This window comes from Pseudomonas cremoricolorata, assembly GCF_000759535.1.
Classification (GTDB): domain Bacteria; phylum Pseudomonadota; class Gammaproteobacteria; order Pseudomonadales; family Pseudomonadaceae; genus Aquipseudomonas; species Aquipseudomonas cremoricolorata_A.
Genome location: NZ_CP009455.1, coordinates 1,053,324 through 1,074,903, shown reverse-complemented (window position 1 = coordinate 1,074,903; position 21,580 = coordinate 1,053,324). Strand labels below are relative to the sequence as shown.

At 63.9% G+C, this 21,580-nt stretch carries 15 protein-coding genes; 12 read left to right on the top strand and 3 right to left on the bottom strand.

Translation table 11 applies throughout. The annotated features are described in order from the left end of the window. Nucleotides 1–6: 6 nt before the first annotated feature. From pilM to hemE, 10 genes are all read left to right on the top strand, one after another. Complete coding sequence (gene pilM, locus LK03_RS04570; protein ID WP_038411272.1) at nt 7–900, top strand: type IV pilus biogenesis protein PilM; 894 nt, start codon at nt 7–9, stop codon at nt 898–900. Further along, nucleotides 900–1,436, top strand: a complete 537-nt coding sequence (locus LK03_RS04565; RefSeq protein ID WP_038411271.1) for a PilN domain-containing protein — start codon at nt 900–902, stop codon at nt 1,434–1,436. Before pilM ends, LK03_RS04565 begins: the two co-directional genes overlap by 1 nt. Next, nucleotides 1,433–2,455: a pilus assembly protein PilP gene (locus LK03_RS04560; protein WP_049870426.1), complete on the top strand. Its 1,023-nt coding sequence runs from the start codon at nt 1,433–1,435 to the stop codon at nt 2,453–2,455. Before LK03_RS04565 ends, LK03_RS04560 begins: the two co-directional genes overlap by 4 nt. Next, nucleotides 2,406–3,647, top strand: coding sequence for a secretin N-terminal domain-containing protein (locus LK03_RS04555; protein WP_049870425.1), 1,242 nt, complete (start codon nt 2,406–2,408; stop codon nt 3,645–3,647). Before LK03_RS04560 ends, LK03_RS04555 begins: the two co-directional genes overlap by 50 nt. 4 nt (nt 3,648–3,651) lie before the next feature. Continuing rightward, nucleotides 3,652–4,170: a shikimate kinase AroK gene (aroK, locus tag LK03_RS04550; protein WP_038411270.1), complete on the top strand. Its 519-nt coding sequence runs from the start codon at nt 3,652–3,654 to the stop codon at nt 4,168–4,170. 96 nt (nt 4,171–4,266) lie between these two features. Next, nucleotides 4,267–5,364 (top strand): 3-dehydroquinate synthase, encoded by a 1,098-nt coding sequence (aroB, locus tag LK03_RS04545; protein ID WP_038411269.1) that lies wholly within the window; start codon nt 4,267–4,269, stop codon nt 5,362–5,364. A gap of 15 nt (nt 5,365–5,379) precedes the next feature. Then, on the top strand, nt 5,380–6,969 hold the full coding sequence (locus LK03_RS04540; protein ID WP_038411268.1) for an SPOR domain-containing protein: 1,590 nt from the start codon (nt 5,380–5,382) through the stop codon (nt 6,967–6,969). A gap of 369 nt (nt 6,970–7,338) precedes the next feature. Continuing rightward, nucleotides 7,339–11,784 (top strand): glutamate synthase large subunit, encoded by a 4,446-nt coding sequence (gene gltB, locus LK03_RS04535; protein WP_038411267.1) that lies wholly within the window; start codon nt 7,339–7,341, stop codon nt 11,782–11,784. Nucleotides 11,785–11,907: 123 nt separating this feature from the next. Then, on the top strand, nt 11,908–13,326 hold the full coding sequence (locus LK03_RS04530) for an FAD-dependent oxidoreductase (protein WP_038411266.1): 1,419 nt from the start codon (nt 11,908–11,910) through the stop codon (nt 13,324–13,326). A gap of 157 nt (nt 13,327–13,483) precedes the next feature. Next, nucleotides 13,484–14,548 carry a uroporphyrinogen decarboxylase gene (gene hemE, locus LK03_RS04525; protein ID WP_038411265.1) on the top strand — a complete coding sequence of 355 codons (1,065 nt, stop codon included), beginning with the start codon at nt 13,484–13,486 and terminating at the stop codon, nt 14,546–14,548. 52 nt (nt 14,549–14,600) lie between these two features. Here hemE and LK03_RS04520 read toward each other — a convergent pair whose 3' ends face one another. Continuing rightward, the gene (locus tag LK03_RS04520) at nt 14,601–15,833 is read right to left on the bottom strand and encodes an MFS transporter (protein WP_430962070.1); all 1,233 of its coding nucleotides are present in this window, start codon (nt 15,831–15,833) and stop codon (nt 14,601–14,603) included. A gap of 143 nt (nt 15,834–15,976) precedes the next feature. Between LK03_RS04520 and LK03_RS04515 the strand changes: the two genes are divergently transcribed. Beyond that, nucleotides 15,977–16,867, top strand: coding sequence for a LysR family transcriptional regulator (locus LK03_RS04515; RefSeq protein ID WP_038411263.1), 891 nt, complete (start codon nt 15,977–15,979; stop codon nt 16,865–16,867). Between the two features lies 1 nt (nt 16,868). Here the strand turns inward: LK03_RS04515 and LK03_RS04510 are convergent, their stop codons facing one another. Then, nucleotides 16,869–18,260, bottom strand: a complete 1,392-nt coding sequence (locus tag LK03_RS04510; RefSeq protein WP_038411262.1) for an L-cystine transporter — start codon at nt 18,258–18,260, stop codon at nt 16,869–16,871. Nucleotides 18,261–18,503: 243 nt separating this feature from the next. Here LK03_RS04510 and LK03_RS04505 point away from each other — a divergent pair, with 243 nt between their 5' ends. Continuing rightward, nucleotides 18,504–19,556 (top strand): hypothetical protein, encoded by a 1,053-nt coding sequence (locus LK03_RS04505; RefSeq protein ID WP_038411261.1) that lies wholly within the window; start codon nt 18,504–18,506, stop codon nt 19,554–19,556. 66 nt (nt 19,557–19,622) lie between these two features. Here LK03_RS04505 and ilvD read toward each other — a convergent pair whose 3' ends face one another. Next, the gene (ilvD, locus tag LK03_RS04500; protein WP_038411260.1) at nt 19,623–21,464 is read right to left on the bottom strand and encodes a dihydroxy-acid dehydratase; all 1,842 of its coding nucleotides are present in this window, start codon (nt 21,462–21,464) and stop codon (nt 19,623–19,625) included. Nucleotides 21,465–21,580: the final 116 nt, after the last annotated feature.

The following is a 21,580-nucleotide window of genomic DNA, read 5'->3' as shown; positions in this document are numbered from 1 at the left end:
AAATCAGTGCTTGGACGCATAGGCAGGGATGCCAGTTCACCTCTGGCGGTGGAAATCGCCGCCGATTCCATTCGAATGCTGCAATTGAGCCGCCGCCGTGGCCGACATCGCATCAGCGCGTGGGCGATAGAACCGCTCGAGTTGGCCACGCCGCTGCCAGGGCTGTGCGAACCGCTGCGCCGGGCCGTACAGCGCTGTGGCAGTCGCCAGCGCAAGGTGGTGATGGCGCTGCCAGCCGCGCAGGTGATCTGCAAGGTGTGCCAGCTACCGGTCTGTCGTCTCGACACCGAGCTTGAGCAGCAGCTGTTGCGCCAGGCCGAGCAGTTGTTCCCGTTTCCGTTGGATGATCTGGCACTGGACTTCCAGGTACTGGGTCCAGCTGCCGAGCCAGGGCAGGTCAAGGTGCTGGTCGGCGCATGCCGGCAGAGCCTGATCGATCCGCTCGAACAGCTCTGCGCAGAGGCAGGGCTACAGTTGGTGGGTATCGAGGTCGACAGCTTTGCCCTGCTGCGATCGTTGTCCGAGGAGGCTTGTGAAACCACCGCGCTGCTTCAGGTGGAAGCAAACGATGTGGTGTTGCACCGTCGCAGCGCCCAACACCTGGCGTTGCACCACCGCGCGCCGCATCTGGCCAGCGGCGGGGAGCTGACCTGTGCCGATTGGCTGCGCGGGGTATGGACGGGCGCGACCGAAGCGGACGCGCCGCGTCGTTTGCTGCTGACCGGTGTCGGCGCCAGCGAAGCGTTGGCCCAGGTGCTGTCTGCGCGTCTGGCACTGGACTGCCAGGTATGGACGCCGCGCTCGCACCTGACGCCAGGCATGCGCGCCGCCGATGAGTTTCGCAGCGGTGCGGGCCGTCTGGCATTGGTCCATGGTCTGGCGTTGGGAGGGCTGCGCTGATGCTCCGGCTGAATCTGCTGCCCTGGCGCGAGCAGCGCCGCCACGCTGCGGTGCGGCGGTTTCAGGCCACGTTACTGGCCGGTGCGGTGGGTGCCTTGGCGCTGGTGGTGATGATCGATCAACTGGCCCAGTCACGCCTGCGCGAACATCACCTGGCCAACGCTGCCCAGCAGCGCCAGCTCGACCGCCTCGAACGCCAGGTGCGAACCCTCGATGAGCTGCGCGCGGCGCGAGCTGCACTGGAGCTTCGCCTGCGTGCGCTGGCACGTCTGAGAAGCGATCAGGCCGTACTGCCGAACATGCTCGCTGGCCTCGAACAGGCCATGCCCAGCGGTCTGCAGCTCACCGAGCTGCGCCTCGATGGCGAACGCGTGGTGCTGATCGGCCTGGCTGCATCACCTGCCCTGGTGGCTCAGTGGGTGCGCCAGCTGCAGCAGCTTGCGGTATTGCGCGAGGTCGAGATCAGCGCCATCGACAACCAGGCCGAGGGCGAAGCGTTCGAGCTGAGCGCCAGGCTGCCAGCGCGTTGGTCATGAGCGCCCTGTCATGGCTCGACTGGCATGCGCTGGCAGCCCGGCGCTGGACGCAGCGCTTGCTGTTGCTGACAGCGCTGGTGCTCGGGGTCATCGGCCTTGGCCATGTATTGCGCGTGCAGGCAACACAACGGGCGGTCGAGCAAGCCTTGAGTCAGGCCGTGCAACTGCGCACGCGCCAGCAGCAGTTGCAGGCACAGGTCCAGAGCCTGGAGGCCGAGCGCGAGGGACTGGCCCTGGCCAACGCCCGTCTGCTGGACAGTCGCTGGCGTCTGGCAGCGGGCGAGGACAGCAGCGACCTGCTCGATCAACTGAGCCGGGCCGGGCATGCCCATGGATTGACCTTCGAGCGCGTCGCGATCAAGGCGCAACCCGCGCAGGACGACGTGCACCCTTTGACGCTGCAGGTACAGGTCGGCGGCAGCTACCCCGCGCTGCGGCAGTGGCTCGATGACTGGCTGGGTCAGATCCGCCTGCTGCGCGTCAGCGAGGCGCGATTGAGCCGCGCATCGGCAGACGCCGGACGCCTCCAGGCCCACTTCACTGTCACCGCCTACCACGCCGGCGAGGTCCTGACGCCGCCCGCGTCGCTGGCTGAGGAACCGGCACGCCGTCGCCCGCCAGCTGGCGTCGTCGATCTATTCGGCCTGTGGTCGGCACAGGTCACGGCAGGCGAGCTGCGCGGCGTGCCGCTGGAACAGCTGAAAATGGTCGGCAGCCTGTTCAGCGCGCAGCAGTACCAGGCGCTGATCGCCGCAGGTGGCCGGGTCCATCGGGTACGGGTCGGTGACGCCCTGGGACGGCACGAGGGCCGGGTGGTAGCCGTGGACGCCGACCAGGTTCGAGTACAGGAGCGCATCGTTCTAGGTGACGTATGGCAGGAGCACAACAGGACGTTGTGGCTCGGAAAAAGCGTAGGCAATCGAGGTGCGGATGAGCGTGAAGACAAGGATGCGAGCGTGCTGGACAGCGTTGCTGATACTGATCTCCCTGCACACCCAGGCGCAGCCCGCCGAGGATGAGCGGCTGTCGCTGAACTTCCAGGATGTCGAGGTGCGAGCGGTGCTCCAGGTGCTGGCCGAGCACGCTGGGGTGAACCTGGTGGCCAGCGATACCGTGCAGGGGCGCATCACCTTGCGCCTCGATCAGGTGGCCTGGCAGCAGGCCCTCGATCTGGTGTTGCGCAGCAAGGGGCTGGGCATGCGACAGGAAGGCAACGTGCTGGTGGTCGCCCCTGCTGCAGCGCTCTTGGAGCAGGCTACCCAGGCGCGGCTGGGCGAGATGCATGAGGCGCAGCAACAGCCTTTGCAGCGTGAACTCGTTCCCATCCATCACGCCAATGCAGCGGAACTGGCAGAGCTGCTGCTCACCGCGCTGGCCGAGGAGCCCGCCCTGGCAACCCGCGGGGGTCTCAGCGTGGATGTGCGCACCAACACCCTGATCGTCAGCCAGCCGGCGCAGCGTCTGCAAGAGCTGCGCAAACTGATCAGGCAACTGGATGTGCCGGTGCGTCAGGTGATGATCGAAGCGCGCATCGTCGAAGTGAACGTCGACTACGAACAGGGGCTGGGTGTGCGCTGGGGCAGTGGTCTGTACCAAGAGGGCGCGCGGGCCGGCAAGGAGCTCTTCGTCGATCTGGGTGTGGAGCGAGCGGGGTCGGTGATCGGCCTTGGGCTACTGCGCAGCGACGTGTTGCTCGACCTGGAACTCAGTGCCATGGAAAAGACCGGCAATGGCGAGATCATCTCCCAGCCCAAGGTCTTCACCGCCGACAAGGAAACCGCGAGGATTCTCAAGGGCACCGAGGTGCCGTACCAGGAAACCAGCAAGAGCGGAGCGACCTCGACCTCGTTTCGCGAGGCTTCGCTGTCGCTGGAAGTCACACCGCAGATCACCCCGGATGGCGATGTGATCATGACCGTGCGCGTGACCAAGGACGAGCCGGACTACCTCAACGCCCTGAACAACGTACCGCCGATCCGAAAGAACGAGGTCAACGCCAAGGTTCGCGTCGCCAACGGCGATACCATTGTGATTGGCGGCGTGTATTCGACGTCGCAAAACAAAGTGTCGGACAAGGTGCCATTTCTCGGTGATCTGCCGTATGTTGGGCGGCTGTTTCGACGCGATGCATTACAAGAGAAAAAATCCGAGCTTTTGGTCTTTCTGACTCCGCGTATCATGGGAGACCAGGCGATAGCTGTGAGTCGTTGATTCTGTGCGAAATATGATACTTGTGGGGCCGATGGGCGCGGGTAAGAGCACCATCGGCCGCTTGCTGGCCAAAGAGCTGCGTCTGCTGTTCAAGGATTCCGACAAGGAAATCGAACTGCGCACGGGCGCCAATATCCCGTGGATTTTCGACAAGGAAGGCGAGCCAGGCTTTCGCGATCGCGAGCAGGCCATGATCGGCGAGCTGTGCGAACTTCAAGGTGTGGTGCTGGCCACCGGCGGCGGCGTCGTCATGCGTGAAGCCAATCGCCAGGCCCTGCGCCGGGGCGGGCGAGTGATCTACCTGCATGCTTCGGTCGAGCAGCAGGTCGGGCGTACCGCCCGTGACCGAAATCGCCCGTTGTTGCGCACGGCCAACCCGGAAGCCACGCTGCGCGCGCTGCTCGAACTGCGCGACCCGCTTTACCGCGAAATTGCCGACCTGGTGGTGGAGACCGACGAGCGCCCACCGCGTATGGTGGTACTCGACATTCTCGAACGGCTCGAGCAGTTGCCGCCCCGGTAAGCCGCGTCTATTCTCGGCGACCACTGCCGAGACGCGTTCAATGTTTTCGCGCGGGTCGCTGCGACGATCCCGTGCTCCAGTACATCGTGGGGATACATGCAGACACTGAAGGTCGACCTGGGCGAGCGTAGCTACCCCATCTACATTGGCGAAGGCCTGCTGGACCAGGCTGAACTGCTGGCGCCGCACATTGCCGGGCGGCAAGTCGCAATCGTGTCCAACGAGACCGTCGCCCCCCTGTACCTGCAACGCCTGAGCCAGACGCTCGGCGCTTACAAGGTGCTGCCGGTGGTATTACCCGATGGCGAAGCGCACAAGAACTGGGAAACCCTGCAACTGATCTTCGACGCCCTGCTCACTGCCCGGCATGACCGTCGCACCACGGTCGTCGCCCTGGGCGGTGGCGTGATCGGCGACATGGCCGGGTTCGCGGCAGCGTGCTACCAGCGCGGGGTCGATTTCATCCAGGTGCCGACCACGCTGCTGTCCCAGGTCGACTCTTCGGTCGGTGGCAAGACTGGCATCAATCATCCGCTGGGCAAGAACATGGTGGGGGCGTTCTACCAGCCCAACGCCGTGCTGATCGACACCACCAGCCTGAGCACTTTGCCGGCCCGCGAGCTATCAGCCGGACTGGCCGAAGTCATCAAATATGGCCTGATCTGCGACAAGCCTTTCCTCGCCTGGCTCGAAGAGCATATGTCGGCCTTGCGCCGGCTCGATTCGGCCGCCCTCACCGAAGCCATCGCCCGTTCCTGCGCGGCCAAGGCTGCGGTGGTGGGCGCCGATGAGCGCGAGTCCGGGGTGCGTGCCACGCTCAACCTCGGGCACACCTTCGGCCATGCCATCGAAACCCACATGGGCTATGGCGTCTGGCTGCATGGCGAGGCGGTTTCGGCAGGCACGGTCATGGCCCTGGAGATGTCCATGCGCCTGGGCTGGATCGATCAGGCCGAGCGTGACCGCGGCATCCGCCTGTTGCAGGCTGCCGGCCTGCCGGTGGTACCGCCGACGGAAATGACCCCGGCACACTTCATGGAACACATGGCGGTCGACAAGAAGGTGCTCGATGGGCGTCTGCGTCTGGTGCTGCTGCGCCAGATGGGCGAGGCCATCGTCACCGACGACTATCCGACACAGATTCTCCAGGCGACGCTGGCGGCGGATTACCGCGCCATCGTGGCCCAGCTTTGAGGTTGTGACAGCGCGATGACCAGTTTGCATGCCGACGAGGCCTTCCTCGACCACTACGAGTTGAGCCACGACCCTTTCGCCCCACGGGTGCCAGGGTTCAAATTCTTTCCCGCCCAGCGCAAGCCGGTGTTGGGCCAGCTGCACCACCTGGCGCGCTACAGCCACCTGATGCTGGTGGTCACCGGTCCACTGGGCAGCGGCAAGACGCTGCTGCGCCAGGCGCTGGTGGCCAGTACCAACAAGCAGTCGGTGCAAAGCGTGGTGGTTTCCGCGCGCGGGGCTGCGGACGCGGCCAGTGTTCTGGGTCAGGTGGCGCAGTCGTTGAACGTCGCCAAGGCCGAAATGCAGGCCATTCTTTCCCAGGTCGTGCAACTGGCGCTGACCGGCCAGGAAGTCTATCTGCTGGTAGACGATGCGGAACAACTCGAGGAGTCGGCACTCCAAGCGTTGCTGGAGTTGGCTGCCGGGATGGCCGAGGGCCGCCCCCATGTGTTCCTGTTCGGTGAGCCGTCGCTGATCGCTCGGCTCGACGCATTCAGCGCCGACGAAGAGCGGTTCCATGTCATCGAGCTTGCGCCCTATACCGAGGACGAAACGCGCGAGTACCTGGAACAGCGTCTGGAAGGGGCAGGGCGTGGTATCGACCTGTTCACCCGGGAGCAACTGGCCGACATCCACGAAAACTCCGACGGCTGGCCTGGGATCATCAACCAGGTTGCCCGCGATACATTGATCGAAGCCATGATCGCCAGCCGCACCACGGCCAAGCGACCAACCATGGGGTTCACTATGCCGAAGAAACATGTACTGGCGTTGTCCGCAGTCGTCGTGGTGGCCGTTGCCGCAGCGGTGCTGATGCCCAAGAAAGGTGACAAGCCCGCCCAGGAGCCGGTCACGCAGAGTCAGCAGGGTCAGACCAACGATGGCAGCCCGGCCATCGAATTCTCCGGCACCACCAAGCCGCTGCCGCTTGGCGGGCAACAGCCGGTGGTGCGCGAACCCTTGGCCGAAGCCGCAGGTATGGGCGATGGCGAAGAAAATGGCCCGGCCAGCAACACCACGCTGCAACCGTCCAACCCGCCGACCGTGACCACCACCGCGCCGCCTGAAGGCGTCTCGGCAGGCCCGGCGCCAACGCCTGCTCAGCCAATCGCCCAGGCACCTGTGCAAAAGCCTGCGGCGACTCAGCCGGCCAAACCGGCAACCCCAGCGGCCAAGCCAGCCCCTGCACAGCCTTCCGCGCCGACCCAGGTCGCCAAGGCCGCGCCGGCCGCCAAGCCTGCGGAAAAACCCGCGGCAGCAACCGGCGGCAGCGGCAACAGCGGTTGGTACAGCAGCCAGAAAGCGGGCAACTACGTGGTGCAGATTCTCGGCACTAGCTCTGAGGCCTCGGCCCAGGCGTTCGTCAAGGCCCAGGGCGGCGAGTACCGGTACTTCAAGAAATCCTTGCAAGGCAAGCCGCTGTACGTCGTGACCTACGGTAACTTCGCCAGCCGTGATGCAGCCATTGCGGCCATCAAGAACTTGCCAGAGAAGGTTCAGGCTGGTAAACCTTGGCCACGAACCGTCGCCAGCGTCCAACAAGAGCTGGCCTCGGCCCGCTGATCCTTCCGGGCGGCACCACCCCGCCGCCCAGTTGCTGAGCGATTCCTGACTCTACGAAAGCCTGCTGCACACCGATGCGGCAGGCTTTTCTGTCCCAGACTGCCGGCCAAAAGCCCCCTGCTGCAGTACTGGCTGAAACGTTTCCGACAGCACTTGCCTGATCACGGCAATGCTCGGTAAAACATTCAAAATTACGACATAAATTTTCAATGATGCGCCATGAAAATTTGTGAGCGTCGCTGTCCCTGTGCAACAATGGAAATCCTTCACCCCACAAAAAAACTGGCTATCGATCAGGGTGGGCGTCAAGTGTCTGTTCTAAAAAGAGTTTAGCCTTCGTCGAGAGGCGAACCTGGTGAGAAAGTGTCTATGAAAACAGGTCTGTACCACCCCGAAGAATTCAAGGATAACTGTGGTTTTGGCCTGATCGCCCATATGACGGGCGAGCCCAGTCACCACCTTTTGCAAACTGCCATGCAGGCCTTGACCTGCATGACCCACCGCGGCGGTATCAATGCCGATGGCAAGACCGGTGACGGTTGCGGCCTGCTCATGCAGAAGCCCGATCAGTTCCTGCGTGCCGTGGCCCAGGAGCAGTTCTCCACCGAGCTGCCCAAGCAGTACGCCGTGGGCATGGTTTTCTTCAATCAGGACCCGATCAAGGCTCAAGCCGCTCGGGACAACATGGACCGTGAAATTCTCGCCGCAGGCCTGAGCCTGGTCGGCTGGCGCAAGGTGCCGATCGATACCAGCGTGCTCGGTCGCCTGGCCCTCGAGCGCCTGCCGCAGATCGAGCAGGTGTTCATCGGTGGTGAAGGCCTGAGCGATCAGGACTTCGCCATCAAGCTGTTCAGTGCCCGCCGCCGCTCGTCGGTCGCCAACGCCCATGACAGCGACCACTACATCTGCAGCTTTTCCCACAAGACCATCATCTACAAAGGCCTGATGATGCCGCGCGACCTGGCGGCGTTCTATCCCGACCTGGGCGATGAACGTCTGCAGACTGCGATTTGCGTGTTCCACCAGCGCTTCTCCACCAACACCTTGCCAAAATGGCCGCTGGCCCAGCCATTCCGCTTCCTCGCCCACAACGGCGAGATCAACACCATCACCGGCAACCGCAACTGGGCCATGGCCCGTCGCACCAAGTTCGCCAACGACCTGATCCCCGACCTCGACGAGCTCGGCCCGCTGGTCAACCGCGTCGGCTCCGACTCGTCGAGCATGGACAACATGCTCGAACTGATGGTTACCGGTGGCATCGACCTGTTCCGCGGCGTGCGCATGCTGGTTCCGCCAGCCTGGCAGAACGTCGAAACCATGGACGCCGACCTGCGCGCCTTCTACGAATACAACTCCATGCACATGGAAGCGTGGGATGGCCCGGCCGGTATCGTCATGACCGAAGGCCGCCACGCCGTGTGCCTGCTCGACCGCAACGGCCTGCGTCCGGCGCGCTGGGTGACCACCAAGAACGGCTACATCACCCTCGCCTCGGAAATCGGCGTGTGGAACTACCAGCCCGAAGACGTTCTGGCCAAAGGCCGGGTCGGCCCGGGGCAGATCTTCGCCGTCGATACCGAAACCGGGCAGATTCTCGACACCGACGCCATCGACAACCGCCTCAAGTCGCGCCATCCGTACAAGCGCTGGCTGCGTCAGCACGCCACGCGCATCCAGGGAACCCTGGAGGGCGATGAGGGCGTGGCCAGCTATGACGCCGACCAGCTCAAGCAGTACATGAAGATGTTCCAGGTCACCTTCGAGGAACGTGACCAAGTGCTGCGCCCCCTCGGCGAGCAGGGCCAGGAAGCGGTCGGCTCGATGGGCGACGACACGCCGATGGCAGTGCTCTCGCAGCGCGTGCGCTCGCCGTACGACTTCTTCCGCCAGCAGTTCGCCCAGGTCACCAACCCGCCGATCGACCCGCTGCGCGAAGCGATCGTCATGTCGCTGGAAATCTGCCTGGGCGCCGAGCGCAACATCTTCCAGGAGTCGCCTGAGCACGCTTCGCGGGTGATCCTCAGCTCGCCGGTGATCTCGCCTGCGAAATGGCGCACGTTGATGAACCTGGAGCGCGAAGGCTTCGACCGTCAGCTGATCGACCTCAACTACGAGCAGAGCCTCGGCCTGGAAGCGGCGGTGCGCAACATTGCCGATCAGGCTGAAGAAGCGGTGCGCGCAGGCAAGACGCAACTGGTGCTGAGCGACCGTCTGATCGCCCCGGGCCGTCTGCCGGTGCATGCCTCGCTGGCCGTCGGCGCCGTGCACCACCGCCTGACCGAGCAGGGCCTGCGCTGCGACAGCAACATCCTGGTCGAAACCGCCACTGCCCGCGACCCGCACCACTTCGCCGTGCTGCTGGGCTTTGGCGCCTCGGCGGTGTACCCGTACCTGGCCTACGAAGTGCTGGCCGACCTGATCCGCACAGGCGAAGTGCTGGGCGATCTGGACGAGGTGTTCAAGTACTACCGCAAGGGCATCTCCAAGGGCCTGCTGAAAATCCTCTCGAAGATGGGTATTTCCACCGTCGGTTCCTACCGCGGCGCCCAGCTGTTCGAAGCCATCGGCCTGTCGTCCGAGGTGGTCGACCTGAGCTTCAAAGGCGTGCCGAGCCGAATTCAAGGCGCGCGTTTCGTCGACCTGGAAAGCGACCAGAAACTGCTCGCCGCTGAAGCCTGGAGCACGCGCAAGCCGATCCAGCAAGGTGGCCTGCTGAAGTTCGTGCATGGCGGCGAATACCACGCCTACAACCCGGATGTGGTCAACACCCTGCAGGCGGCGGTGCAGCAGGGTGACTACAGCCGCTTCAAGGAATACACCGCGTTGGTCGACCAGCGTCCGGTGTCGATGATTCGCGACCTGCTCAAGGTCAAGGTCGCCGAGCAGCCACTGGAGCTGGCCGAGGTCGAGCCGCTGGAGGCCATCCTGCAGCGCTTCGACTCGGCGGGTATCTCGCTCGGCGCCTTGTCGCCCGAAGCCCACGAAGCGCTGGCCGAGGCGATGAACCGCCTGGGTGCACGCTCCAACTCCGGTGAGGGCGGTGAAGACCCGTCGCGCTATGGCACCGTGCGCAGTTCGAAGATCAAGCAGGTGGCCACTGGCCGGTTCGGCGTGACCCCGGAATACCTGGTCAACGCCGAGGTGCTGCAGATCAAGGTGGCCCAGGGTGCCAAGCCCGGTGAGGGCGGCCAACTGCCAGGCGGCAAGGTCAATGGCCTGATCGCCAAGCTGCGCTATGCGGTTCCCGGCGTGACGTTGATTTCGCCGCCACCGCACCACGACATCTACTCCATCGAAGACCTCTCGCAGCTGATCTACGACCTCAAGCAGGTCAATCCGCAGGCGCTGGTCTCGGTCAAGCTGGTGGCCGAAGCGGGTGTTGGCACCATCGCGGCCGGCGTGGCCAAGGCCTATGCCGACCTGATCACCATTTCCGGCTACGACGGCGGCACCGGCGCTTCGCCGCTGACCTCGATCAAGTACGCCGGCGCGCCGTGGGAACTGGGCCTGGCCGAAACCCACCAGACCCTGCGCGGCAACGACCTGCGCGGCAAGGTTCGGGTGCAGACCGACGGCGGCCTGAAGACCGGCCTCGACGTCATCAAGGCGGCGATCCTCGGCGCCGAGAGCTTCGGTTTCGGCACCGCGCCGATGATCGCCCTGGGCTGCAAGTACCTGCGCATCTGCCACCTGAACAACTGCGCCACCGGCGTGGCGACGCAGAACGAAAAGCTGCGCAAGGATCACTACATCGGCACCGTCGACATGGTGATCAACTTCTTCAAGTTCGTCGCCGAAGAGACCCGCGAGTGGCTGGCCAAGCTTGGCGTGCGCAGCCTCGGTGAGCTGATCGGGCGTACCGATCTGCTCGACGTGCTGCCCGGTGACACCGAGCGCCAGCACCACCTCGACCTCACCCCGCTGCTGGGCAGCTCGCATATCCCGGCCGACAAGCCGCAGTTCTGCGAAGTCGAGAAGAACCCGCCGTTCGACAAGGGCGAGCTGGCCGAACGCATGGTCGAAATGGCCCTGCCGGCCATTCGCGATCAGGCCGGTGGCGAGTTCACTGTGGATATCTGCAACTGCGACCGCTCCATCGGCGCGCGGGTATCCGGCGAAATCGCCCGCCTGTACGGCAATCAGGGCATGGCGGCCAAGCCAATCACCTTCCGCTTCAAGGGCACTGCCGGGCAGAGCTTCGGGGTGTGGAACGCCGGTGGCCTGCACATGCACCTGGAAGGCGATGCCAACGACTACGTCGGCAAGGGCATGACCGGTGGCAAGCTGACCATCGTGCCGCCTGCCGGCAGCCCGTTCGAAACCCAGCACAGTGCCATCGTCGGCAACACCTGCCTGTACGGCGCCACCGGCGGCAAGCTGTTCGCCGCAGGCACCGCCGGCGAGCGTTTCGCTGTGCGTAACTCCGGCGCCCACACCGTGGTCGAGGGCACCGGTGATCACTGCTGTGAATACATGACCGGCGGCTTTGTCTGCGTCTTGGGCAAGACCGGTTACAACTTCGGTTCTGGCATGACGGGCGGCTTCGCCTACGTGCTCGACATGGACAACTCGTTCGTCGACAAGCTCAACCATGAACTGGTGGAAATCCAGCGCATCAGCGGCGAAGCGATGGAGGCGTACCGCACCCACCTGGCGCGGGTCCTTGCCGAATACGTCGACGAAACCGGCAGCGAATGGGGGCGTGAGCTCTCGGAGAACCTGGACGACTACGTGCGTCGCTTCTGGTTGGTCAAGCCCAAGGCGGCCAACCTCAAGCAACTGCTGTCCAGCACCCGCGCCAACCCGCAGTAACTACAGCTGCAAGTGGCAAGCCTCAAGCTGCAAGTAGAAGCGGTACGAGGTTTGCCCGGCTTACGTGATCGTCTTGCAGCTTGCGGCTAACGCCTTGCAGCTGCTGTTGAGAGGTTTTGAAAAATGGCTGAACGTCTGAGTAACGACTTCCAGTTCATCGAAGTGGGGCGCAAAGACCCCAAGAAAAAGCTGCTGCGTCAGCGCAAGAAAGAGTTCGTCGAGATCTACGAGCCCTTCAAGCCCCAGCAATCGGTCGAACAGGCCCACCGCTGCCTGGGCTGCGGCAACCCGTACTGCGAATGGAAGTGCCCGGTGCACAACTTCATTCCCAACTGGCTGAAGCTGGTGTCGGAAGGCAACATCCTGGCCGCCGCCGAACTGTCGCACCAGACCAACACCCTGCCGGAAGTGTGCGGTCGGGTATGCCCGCAGGACCGTCTCTGTGAAGGGGCGTGCACCCTCAATGATGGCTTCGGCGCAGTGACCATCGGTTCGGTGGAGAAGTACATCACCGACACCGCCTTCGCCATGGGCTGGCGCCCCGACATGTCCAAGGTCAAGCCGACCGGTAAACGCGTGGCCATCATCGGCGCCGGCCCTGCCGGGCTTGGCTGTGCCGATGTGCTGGTGCGTGCCGGGGTAACGCCGGTGGTGTTCGACCGCAACCCGGAAATCGGCGGTCTGCTGACCTTCGGCATCCCTGAGTTCAAGCTGGAAAAGACCGTGCTGAGCAACCGTCGCGAAGTCTTCAGCGGCATGGGCATCGAATTCCGCCTGAACACCGAGGTGGGCCGCGACGTCACCCTCGAACAACTGCTGGCCGACTACGACGCCGTGTTCATGGGGATGGGCACCTACACCTACATGAAGGGCGGCTTCCCCGGCGAAGACCTGCCGGGCGTGCACGATGCGCTGGATTTTTTGATCGCCAACGTCAATCGCAACCTGGGCTTCGAAAAATCGCCCGAAGACTTCGTCGATATGCAGGGCAAGACCGTGGTCGTACTCGGTGGTGGCGACACGGCGATGGACTGCAACCGCACCTCGATCCGCCAGGGCGCAGCCAGCGTCACCTGCGCCTACCGGCGCGACGAGGCGAACATGCCCGGTTCGCGCAAAGAGGTGAAGAACGCCAAGGAAGAAGGGGTCAAGTTCCTCTATAACCGCCAGCCCATCGCCATCGTCGGTGAAGACAAGGTCGAGGGCGTCAAGGTGGTGGAAACCCGTCTTGGCGAACCCGATGCCCGTGGCCGTCGCAGCCCCGAGCCCATCCCAGGTTCCGAGCAGGTCCTGCCGGCCGATGCGGTGGTGATCGCCTTCGGCTTCCGTCCAAGCCCGGCGCCGTGGTTCGAGCAGTTCGGCATCGATACCGACAGCCAGGGCCGTGTGGTGGCCCCGGAGAAAGGCGCGTTCAAGCACCAGACCAGCAATCCGAAGATTTTCGCCGGCGGCGACATGGTGCGCGGTTCGGACCTGGTGGTGACCGCGATCTTCGAAGGCCGCACTGCGGCTGAAGGGATTCTGGATTACCTGGAGGTCTGATCGAGGGTGCCGGCGCGGCCACAGCGGTCGCGTCTGCACCGCGCCAGCACCCGACAATCTTGACCCAAAGCACCCATCGGGCAGAACGAGAGGCGCCGTCCGTGCCTTTTCCTTCGGGGTCTGAGAAAATGCCGGCACTTTTTTGCCGGATGCCGACATGACTGCCCTGAAGAACGATCGTTTCCTGCGCGCACTGCTCAAGCAACCCGTAGACGTCACGCCTGTCTGGATGATGCGCCAGGCCGGTCGCTACTTGCCTGAATACCGCGCCAGCCGTGCCAAGGCCGGCGACTTCATGAGCCTGTGCAAGAACCCGCAGTTCGCCTGCGAGGTCACCCTGCAACCGCTGGAGCGCTACCCGCTCGACGCGGCGATCCTGTTCTCCGACATCCTCACCATCCCCGATGCCATGGGCCAAGGCCTGTACTTCGAAACCGGCGAAGGTCCACGTTTCAGGAAAGTGGTCAGCAACCTGGCTGACATCGAGGCGCTGCCGGTGCCCGATGCGCAGAAAGACCTCGGCTACGTCATGGACGCGGTCAGCACCATTCGCCGCGAACTCAATGGCCGTGTGCCGCTGATCGGCTTCTCCGGCAGCCCCTGGACCCTGGCCACCTACATGGTCGAAGGCGGCTCGTCGAAAGACTTCCGCAAGATCAAGGCCATGGCCTACGACACCCCCGAAGCCCTGCACCTGCTGCTCGACAAGCTGGCGCAGTCGGTCACCAGCTACCTCAATGGGCAGATTCTGGCCGGGGCACAGGCGGTGCAGATCTTCGATACCTGGGGCGGCAACCTGTCGTCGGCGGCGTATCAGGAGTTCTCCCTGGCCTACATGCGCAAGATCGTCAGCGGCCTGATCCGCGAGCATGAAGGGCGCAAGGTGCCGGTGATTCTGTTCACCAAGAACGGCGGCCTGTGGCTGGAAAGTATCGCCGATGCCGGGGCCGATGCCCTGGGCCTGGACTGGACCTGCGACATCGGCGAAGCGCGTCAGCGCGTCGGTGGCAAGGTGGCCCTGCAAGGCAACATGGACCCCACCGTGTTGTATGCCAACCCCACGGCGATCCGCAAGGAAGTGGCGCGCATCCTCGCCAGCTATGGCTCAGGCAGCGGCCATGTGTTCAACCTCGGCCACGGCATCACCCCGGAGGTCGATCCGGCCAACGCCGGCGTGTTCATCAATGCCGTGCACGAGCTGTCGGCGCAGTACCACGGCTGAGTGTGCGGGCACAGGCCGGGCCGCAACGGCCTGGCCTGTTGTCCACTGCCGATCAGGCGGTCTTGGTCGGCAGTCGGCTCAGGTGCAGGGCGATCAGCAAGGCGATCGTCAACAGGCCACCGATGAACAGGCCGATGCCGTTCCAGCCGCCCAGATGCCAGAACACCCCACCGGCCGTCCCGGCCACACTCGATCCTGCGTAGTAGCTGAACAGGTACAGCGATGATGCCTGGCCCTTGGCGGTGAGCGCACGGCGGCCGATCCAGCTGCTGGCCACCGAATGCGCGCCGAAGAAACCAAAGGTGAACACCAGCATGCCGACGATGATCAGCGGCAGTGGCGTGGCCATGGTCAGCAGCATGCCGCTGGCCATCACCACGATGCTGGCCCAGAACACCCGGCGCCGGCCGAGTTTGTCGGCCAGCGCGCCGACCTGCGCCGAGCTGTAGATGCCCGACAGGTAGACGATCGACAGCAGGCCGACCAGCGCCTGATTCATGTGATACGGCCCGTCGAGCAAGCGGTAGCCGATGTAGTTGAACAGGGTGACGAAGGCGCCCATCAGCAGGAATGCTTCAAGGAACAGCCACGGCAGGCCGGCATCCTTGAAGTGCAGCACGAAGCCATCGAGCAAGCGCCGTGGACGCAGCGACTGCGGGCGGAAATTGCGTGATTCGGGCAGCACCCTCCAGAACACCAGCGCCGCCACCAGCGCCAGGCCGCCCATGACCAGCAATGCCGTGTGCCAGCTGACGAAGTCGATCAGCACGCCGCTGATCAGGCGCCCGCACATCCCGCCGATGGCGTTGCCGCCGATGTACAGGCCCATTGCCAGGCCAATGTGCTGCGGGGCGATTTCTTCGCTCAGGTAGGTCATCGCCACTGCCGCCAGGCCGCTCAGCGAAAGCCCCACCAGCGCGCGGCTGACGAGCACCGTTTCCCACGTGGGCATGACTGCGCTGGCCAGGGTCGCCAGGGCTGCGCAGAGCAACGCGAAGACCATCACCGGCTTGCGCCCGATACGGTCGGAAATCGGCCCGGTGATCAGCAGCCCAATGGCCAGCATCGCCGTGGACACCGACAACACCAGGCTGCTTTGCGCGGCATTGATGGCGAACTCGCGCGACAGCAGCGGCATCATCGGCTGCACGCAGTAGAGCAGGGCAAAGGTGGCGAAGCCGCCGCTGAACAGCGCCAGCACGGTCTTCATGAAAGCGGGCGTGCCTTTCTCGATCCAGATATCGGTCACCGAGGCGGCCTGAACGGGCGCGGCAGAGGAGGGCAATGGGGCTACAGCGGATTTCACGAAGTCTACCTCGGGTGGGGCGGCATGCAGGCAATGGAAAAAATCATATAGCTAGCTAATGATTAGTTCCAATATATTGTTCGACCTATTTGAGAGCTTTTACGACTTATTGAGGAGCTTGCGTGGAGCTGCGTCATTTACGTTATTTCATCGCCGTGGCCGAGGAATTGCACTTCGGCCGCGCCGCGCAGCAACTGGGCATTTCCCAGCCGCCGCTGAGCCAGCAGATTCAGGCGTTGGAGCACGAACTCGGCGCGCGGCTGTTCGAGCGCACCAACCGCCGGGTTGAGTTGAGTGAGGCTGGCAGGCTGTTTCTCGATGAAGCGCGCCAGGTGCTGGCACAGGTCGAAAAGGCCGCTGATGTGGCGCGCCGGGCGCAGTTGGGCGAGCTGGGCGACATGAAGATCGGCTTCACCTCATCGGCGCCGTTCACCTCGAAGATTCCCAAGGCGCTGTATGCCTTCCGCCAGCGCTTCCCCGCCGTGCACCTGGACCTCAAGGAGATGAGCAGCCGTGATGTGGCGGCCGGGGTGTTCGATGAGTCCATCGAGGTCGGCCTGATGCGGCCCATGCCGCTGCCTGAGGGGCTGGTGGTCACCGAACTGCTGCGCGAACCGCTGGTGGCGGTGCTCAATGCCTCGCATCCGTTGGCGCAGGGCAGCGAAGCCGGCTTGTACATGGCGCAGCTGGCCGACGAGCCATTCGTGTTTTTCCCACGCAGCTATGGCAGCGGTCTGCACGCGCAGTTGCTCAGCCTGGCGCGACAGGCCGGCTTCACCCCGCACTTCACCCAGGAGGTCGGTGAGGCGATGACCATCATCGGCCTGGTGTCGGCGGGGTTAGGGGTGTCGGTGCTGCCGGCGTCCTACCAGCGCATGCGCATCGAAGGGGTGGTGTACCGCACGCTGCTCGACGAAGACGCCATCACCGCGGTGTGGCTTGTGCAGCGCCAGCATGGCAATTCGGCAATGGCCCGGGCCTTTGCCGAATTGCTGGTGGAAGGCGCGCGCTGACTCAGGTGTGCTTGAGCTGCGCGTGCTCATCGGCGGCCATCACCTGGGCGTCGGTCTGCTTGAGCAGTTGGCTGGTGACCATGCCGGCGGTCATCGAGCCGTTGACGTTGAGCGCGGTGCGCCCCATGTCGATAAGCGGCTCGACTGAAATCAGTAACGCCACCAGTTCCACCGGCAGGCCCATGGCCGGCAGCACGATCAACGCGGCGAAGGTGGCGCCGCCACCGACCCCGGCAACGCCGACCGAGCTGAGGGTGACGATGGCCACCAGAGTGGCGATCCACAGCGGGTCGAACGGGTCGATGCCCACGGTGGGCGCGACCATCACCGCCAGCATCGCCGGGTACAGACCCGCGCAGCCGTTCTGGCCAATGGTGGTGCCGAACGACGCACTGAAACTTGCAATCGACTGCGGCACGCCCAGGCGCAGGGTCTGCGCTTCGATGTTCAGCGGGATGCTGGCGGCACTGGAGCGGCTGGTGAAGGCGAAGGTCAGCACCGGCCAGACCTTGCGCAGGAAGCGCAGCGGGCTGACACCGATGGCGCTGAGGATCAGCCCGTGGACCACGAACATCAGCCCAAGGCCCAGGTACGACACCACCACGAAGCTGCCCAGCTTGAGGATGTCGTCGAGGTTGGAACTGGCGACCATTTTCGCCATCAGCGCCAGTACGCCGTAGGGCGTGAGCTTCATCACCAGGCGCACCAGGCGCATGACCCAGGCTTGCAGGGTGTCGATGGCCGACAGCGCGCGGTTACCCTTCTCGGTATCGTCCTTGATCAGTTGCAGAGCGGCCATACCCACGAACACCGCGAAGATCACCACGCTGATGATCGATGTCGGTTTGGCCCGCGCCAGGTCTCCGACCGGGTTGCTGGGGATGAACGAGAGCAGCAACTGCGGCACGTTGAGGTCGGCGACCTTGCCGGCGTAGTCGGCGTGGATGGCCTGCAAGCGAGCGCTTTCCTGCACACCGGCGATCAGGCCCTCGGCGCTGAGGCCGAACAGGTTGGTCAGGACGATGCCGATCAGCGCGGCGATGGCGGTGGTGATGAGCAAGGTGCCGATGCTCAGCACGCTGATACGGCCCAAGGAGGAGGCGTTGTGCAGACGTGCCACGGCGCTGAGGATCGAGGCGAAGATCAGCGGCATGACGATCATCTGCAACAGCCCGACATAGCCGTTGCCGACCAGCTCGAGCCAGCCGATGGTGGCTTTGAGCACCGGGTGGCCGGCGCCGTACAGGGTGTGCAACACCAGGCCGAACAACACGCCCAGCACCAGGCCGAGCAAGACTTTTTTCGCCAGGCTCCAGTCGGTACGCCGGGTTTGCGCCAGGCCCAGCAGCAGGGCCAGGAACGCCAGAAGATTGAGGGACAGCGGCAGGTTCATTGAAGCTCCAGAACGAAGAAGCAGGGGGCATCGAGAGTATTGCGCGATTGCCAACCGGAAATGCTAACAGCCTGAAAGCCAAGCGATTTATACCCAAATAGAATGTGCATAGTCGTTTTTGGAATATGCAAGGGTCGCCAAGGGATATGCCGTAGGCGCTTTCAGCACCGAATACGTCGTTGTCATGCAACACGGGCAGGATTCGTCGTCTAGTTTGTTCAGGTCATTTCAGGAGATGCCTGCATGAAGTTCGCACCCAAAGCGCTTGCCGTCACGTTGTCCCTGTTGTTCAGCGTCCACGCCCTGGCCACTGAGCTCAAGCACTGGCCGGCCGACGCCGCCAAGCAGCTCGACAGCATGATTGCCGCCAATGCCAACAAAGGTAACTACGCGGTGTTCGACATGGACAACACCAGTTACCGCTACGACCTCGAAGAGTCGTTGCTGCCATTCATGGAGAACAAGGGCCTGCTGACCCGCGACAAACTCGATCCGTCGCTCAAGCTGATACCGTTCAAAGACACCGCCGAGCACAAGGAAAGCCTGTTCAGCTACTACTACCGGCTGTGCGAGCTCGACGACAGGGTCTGCTACCCGTGGATCGCCCAGGTGTTCTCGGGCTTCACCCTCAAGGAGCTGAAGGTTCAGGTCGATGAGCTGATGGCCTCGGGCAAACCGATTCCTGCGACCTACTTCGAGGGCGACCAGCTCAAGACCACCGAGGTGCAACCGCCCAAGGTCTTCGTCGGCCAGACCGAGCTGTACAACAAGCTGATGGAGAACGGCATCGAGGTGTATGTCATCACTGCGGCCGGCGAAGAGCTGGTGCGCATGGTGGCCTCCGATCCCAAGTACGGCTACAACGTCAAACCGCAGAACGTGATCGGCGTCACTCAACTGCTCAAGGACCGCAGCAATGGCCAACTGACCACCGCGCGCAAGCAGATCAGCGCCGGGCACTACGACCCCAAGGCCAATGAAAACCTCGAACTGACCCCCTACCTGTGGACCCCCGCCACCTGGATGGCCGGCAAGCAGGCGGCCATCCTCACCTACATCGATGAATGGAAACGCCCGGTGCTGGTCGGCGGCGACACCCCCACCAGCGATGGCTTCATGCTGTTCCACGGCGTGGATGTCGACAAGGGCGGCATCCACCTGTGGATCAACCGCAAGCCCAAGTACATGGACCAGCTCAACGCCATGATCGCCAAGAATGCTGCGGCACAAGCCAAGGAGGGGCTGCCGGTGACGGCCGATAAGAACTGGGTGATCGTGACGCCCGACGATATCTGATCGTTACCTGGCCTGTTGTAGAAGCGGCCGGTCCGGCCGCTCCTACAGGCGATCCCATGCCAACAATCACAGCCCGTCGAGCATCGCCTTGTTGCGCACAGCCCCCTTGTCGGCACTGGTCGCCAGCAGGGCGTAGGCCTTGAGGGCGGTGGTCACTTTACGTGGGCGTACTTCCACCGGCTTCCAGCCTTTCTTGTCTTGCTCGATGCGGCGGTGGGCCAGTTCTTCGTCGCTGACCAGCAGGTTGATCGAACGGTTAGGGATGTCGATCAGCACCTTGTCGCCGTCGCGCACCAGGCCGATGGCGCCACCTGCAGCCGCCTCGGGTGAGGCGTGGCCGATCGACAGGCCCGAGGTGCCGCCCGAGAAGCGACCGTCGGTGAGCAGGGCGCAGGCTTTGCCCAGGCCCTTGGACTTGAGGTACGAGGTCGGGTAGAGCATTTCCTGCATGCCCGGGCCGCCTTTCGGACCTTCGTAGCGGATGATGACGATATCACCGGCCTTCACTTCGTCGGCAAGAATGCCGCGCACGGCGCTGTCCTGGCTTTCGAAGATCTTGGCGTTGCCTTCGAACACGTGAATCGACTCATCGACACCAGCGGTCTTCACCACGCAGCCATCGAGGGCGATGTTGCCGTACAGCACGGCCAGGCCGCCTTCTTGCGAGTAGGCGTGCTCGAAGCTGCGGATGCAGCCGTTCTCGCGGTCGTCGTCGAGGGTGTCCCAGCGGGTCGACTGGCTGAATGCGGTTTGCGTGGGGATACCGGCCGGGCCTGCCTTGAAGAAGGTGTGTACGGCTTCATCGTCGGTCTGGGTGATGTCCCACTTGGCGATGGCCTCTTCCATGCTCGGCGAGTGCACGGTCGGCAGGTCGGTGTGCAGCAGGCCGCCACGGGCCAGCGAGCCGAGAATGCTGAAGATGCCACCGGCGCGGTGTACATCCTCCATGTGGTACTTCTGGATGTTCGGCGCCACTTTGCACAGCTGTGGCACCCGGCGCGACAGGCGATCGATGTCACGCAGGTCGAACTGCACCTCGGCTTCCTGCGCCGCCGCCAGCAGGTGGAGAATGGTGTTGGTCGAGCCGCCCATGGCGATGTCGAGCATCATGGCGTTCTCGAACGCCTTGAAGTTGGCGATGCTGCGCGGCAGTACCGAAGCGTCGCCTTCGCCGTAGTAGCGCTTGCACAGCTCGACGATGGTCCGCCCGGCGGTGAGGAACAGCTGCTCGCGGTCGGAGTGGGTGGCCAGGGTCGAACCGTTGCCCGGCAGGGCCAGGCCCAGGGCTTCGGTCAGGCAGTTCATCGAGTTGGCGGTGAACATGCCCGAGCAGGAACCGCACGTCGGGCAGGCGCTGCGCTCGTATTCGGCGACTTTCTCGTCGGAGGCCGTGCTGTCGGCGGCGATCACCATGGCGTCGACCAGGTCCAGGCCGTGGCTGGCCAGCTTGGTCTTGCCGGCTTCCATCGGCCCGCCGGAAACGAAGATCACCGGAACGTTCAGGCGCAGCGCGGCCATGAGCATGCCGGGGGTGATCTTGTCGCAGTTGGAGATGCACACGATGGCGTCGGCGCAGTGGGCGTTGACCATGTATTCGACCGCGTCAGCGATGATCTCGCGGCTGGGCAGCGAATAGAGCATGCCGTCGTGGCCCATGGCGATGCCGTCATCGACCGCGATGGTGTTGAATTCCTTGGCCACGCCACCGGCGCGCTCGATCTCGCGGGCGACCAGCTGGCCCAGGTCCTTCAGGTGCACATGCCCCGGGACGAACTGGGTGAACGAGTTGGCGATGGCGATGATCGGTTTCTTGAAGTCTTCGTCCTTCATCCCGGTGGCGCGCCACAGGGCGCGGGCGCCGGCCATGTTGCGGCCGTGGGTGGAGGTCTTGGAACGATAATCAGGCATGGAGCGCTCCTGGCGGCTAAATCACGTCAAAGTAGGGAGTGAGCTTCTCGTGTCCTAATGCGCCGAAGGCCGGTTGCCATTGGCAAGGATGTTGGGACGAAGTCCGCGCGGGATCG

Excerpts from the sequence above, each read along its gene's own strand:
- LK03_RS04560 (WP_049870426.1), top strand. The coding sequence starts at position 1,433 with ATGAGCGCCCTGTCATGGCTCGACTGGCATGCGCTGGCAGCCCGGCGC.
- LK03_RS04540 (WP_038411268.1), top strand. The coding sequence starts at position 5,380 with ATGACCAGTTTGCATGCCGACGAGGCCTTCCTCGACCACTACGAGTTG.
- ilvD (WP_038411260.1), bottom strand. The coding sequence starts at position 21,464 with ATGCCTGATTATCGTTCCAAGACCTCCACCCACGGCCGCAACATGGCC.
- aroB (WP_038411269.1), top strand. The coding sequence starts at position 4,267 with ATGCAGACACTGAAGGTCGACCTGGGCGAGCGTAGCTACCCCATCTAC.
- LK03_RS04565 (WP_038411271.1), top strand. The coding sequence starts at position 900 with ATGCTCCGGCTGAATCTGCTGCCCTGGCGCGAGCAGCGCCGCCACGCT.
- hemE (WP_038411265.1), top strand. The coding sequence starts at position 13,484 with ATGACTGCCCTGAAGAACGATCGTTTCCTGCGCGCACTGCTCAAGCAA.
- LK03_RS04510 (WP_038411262.1), bottom strand. The coding sequence starts at position 18,260 with ATGAACCTGCCGCTGTCCCTCAATCTTCTGGCGTTCCTGGCCCTGCTG.
- gltB (WP_038411267.1), top strand. The coding sequence starts at position 7,339 with ATGAAAACAGGTCTGTACCACCCCGAAGAATTCAAGGATAACTGTGGT.
- LK03_RS04505 (WP_038411261.1), top strand. The coding sequence starts at position 18,504 with ATGAAGTTCGCACCCAAAGCGCTTGCCGTCACGTTGTCCCTGTTGTTC.
- LK03_RS04530 (WP_038411266.1), top strand. The coding sequence starts at position 11,908 with ATGGCTGAACGTCTGAGTAACGACTTCCAGTTCATCGAAGTGGGGCGC.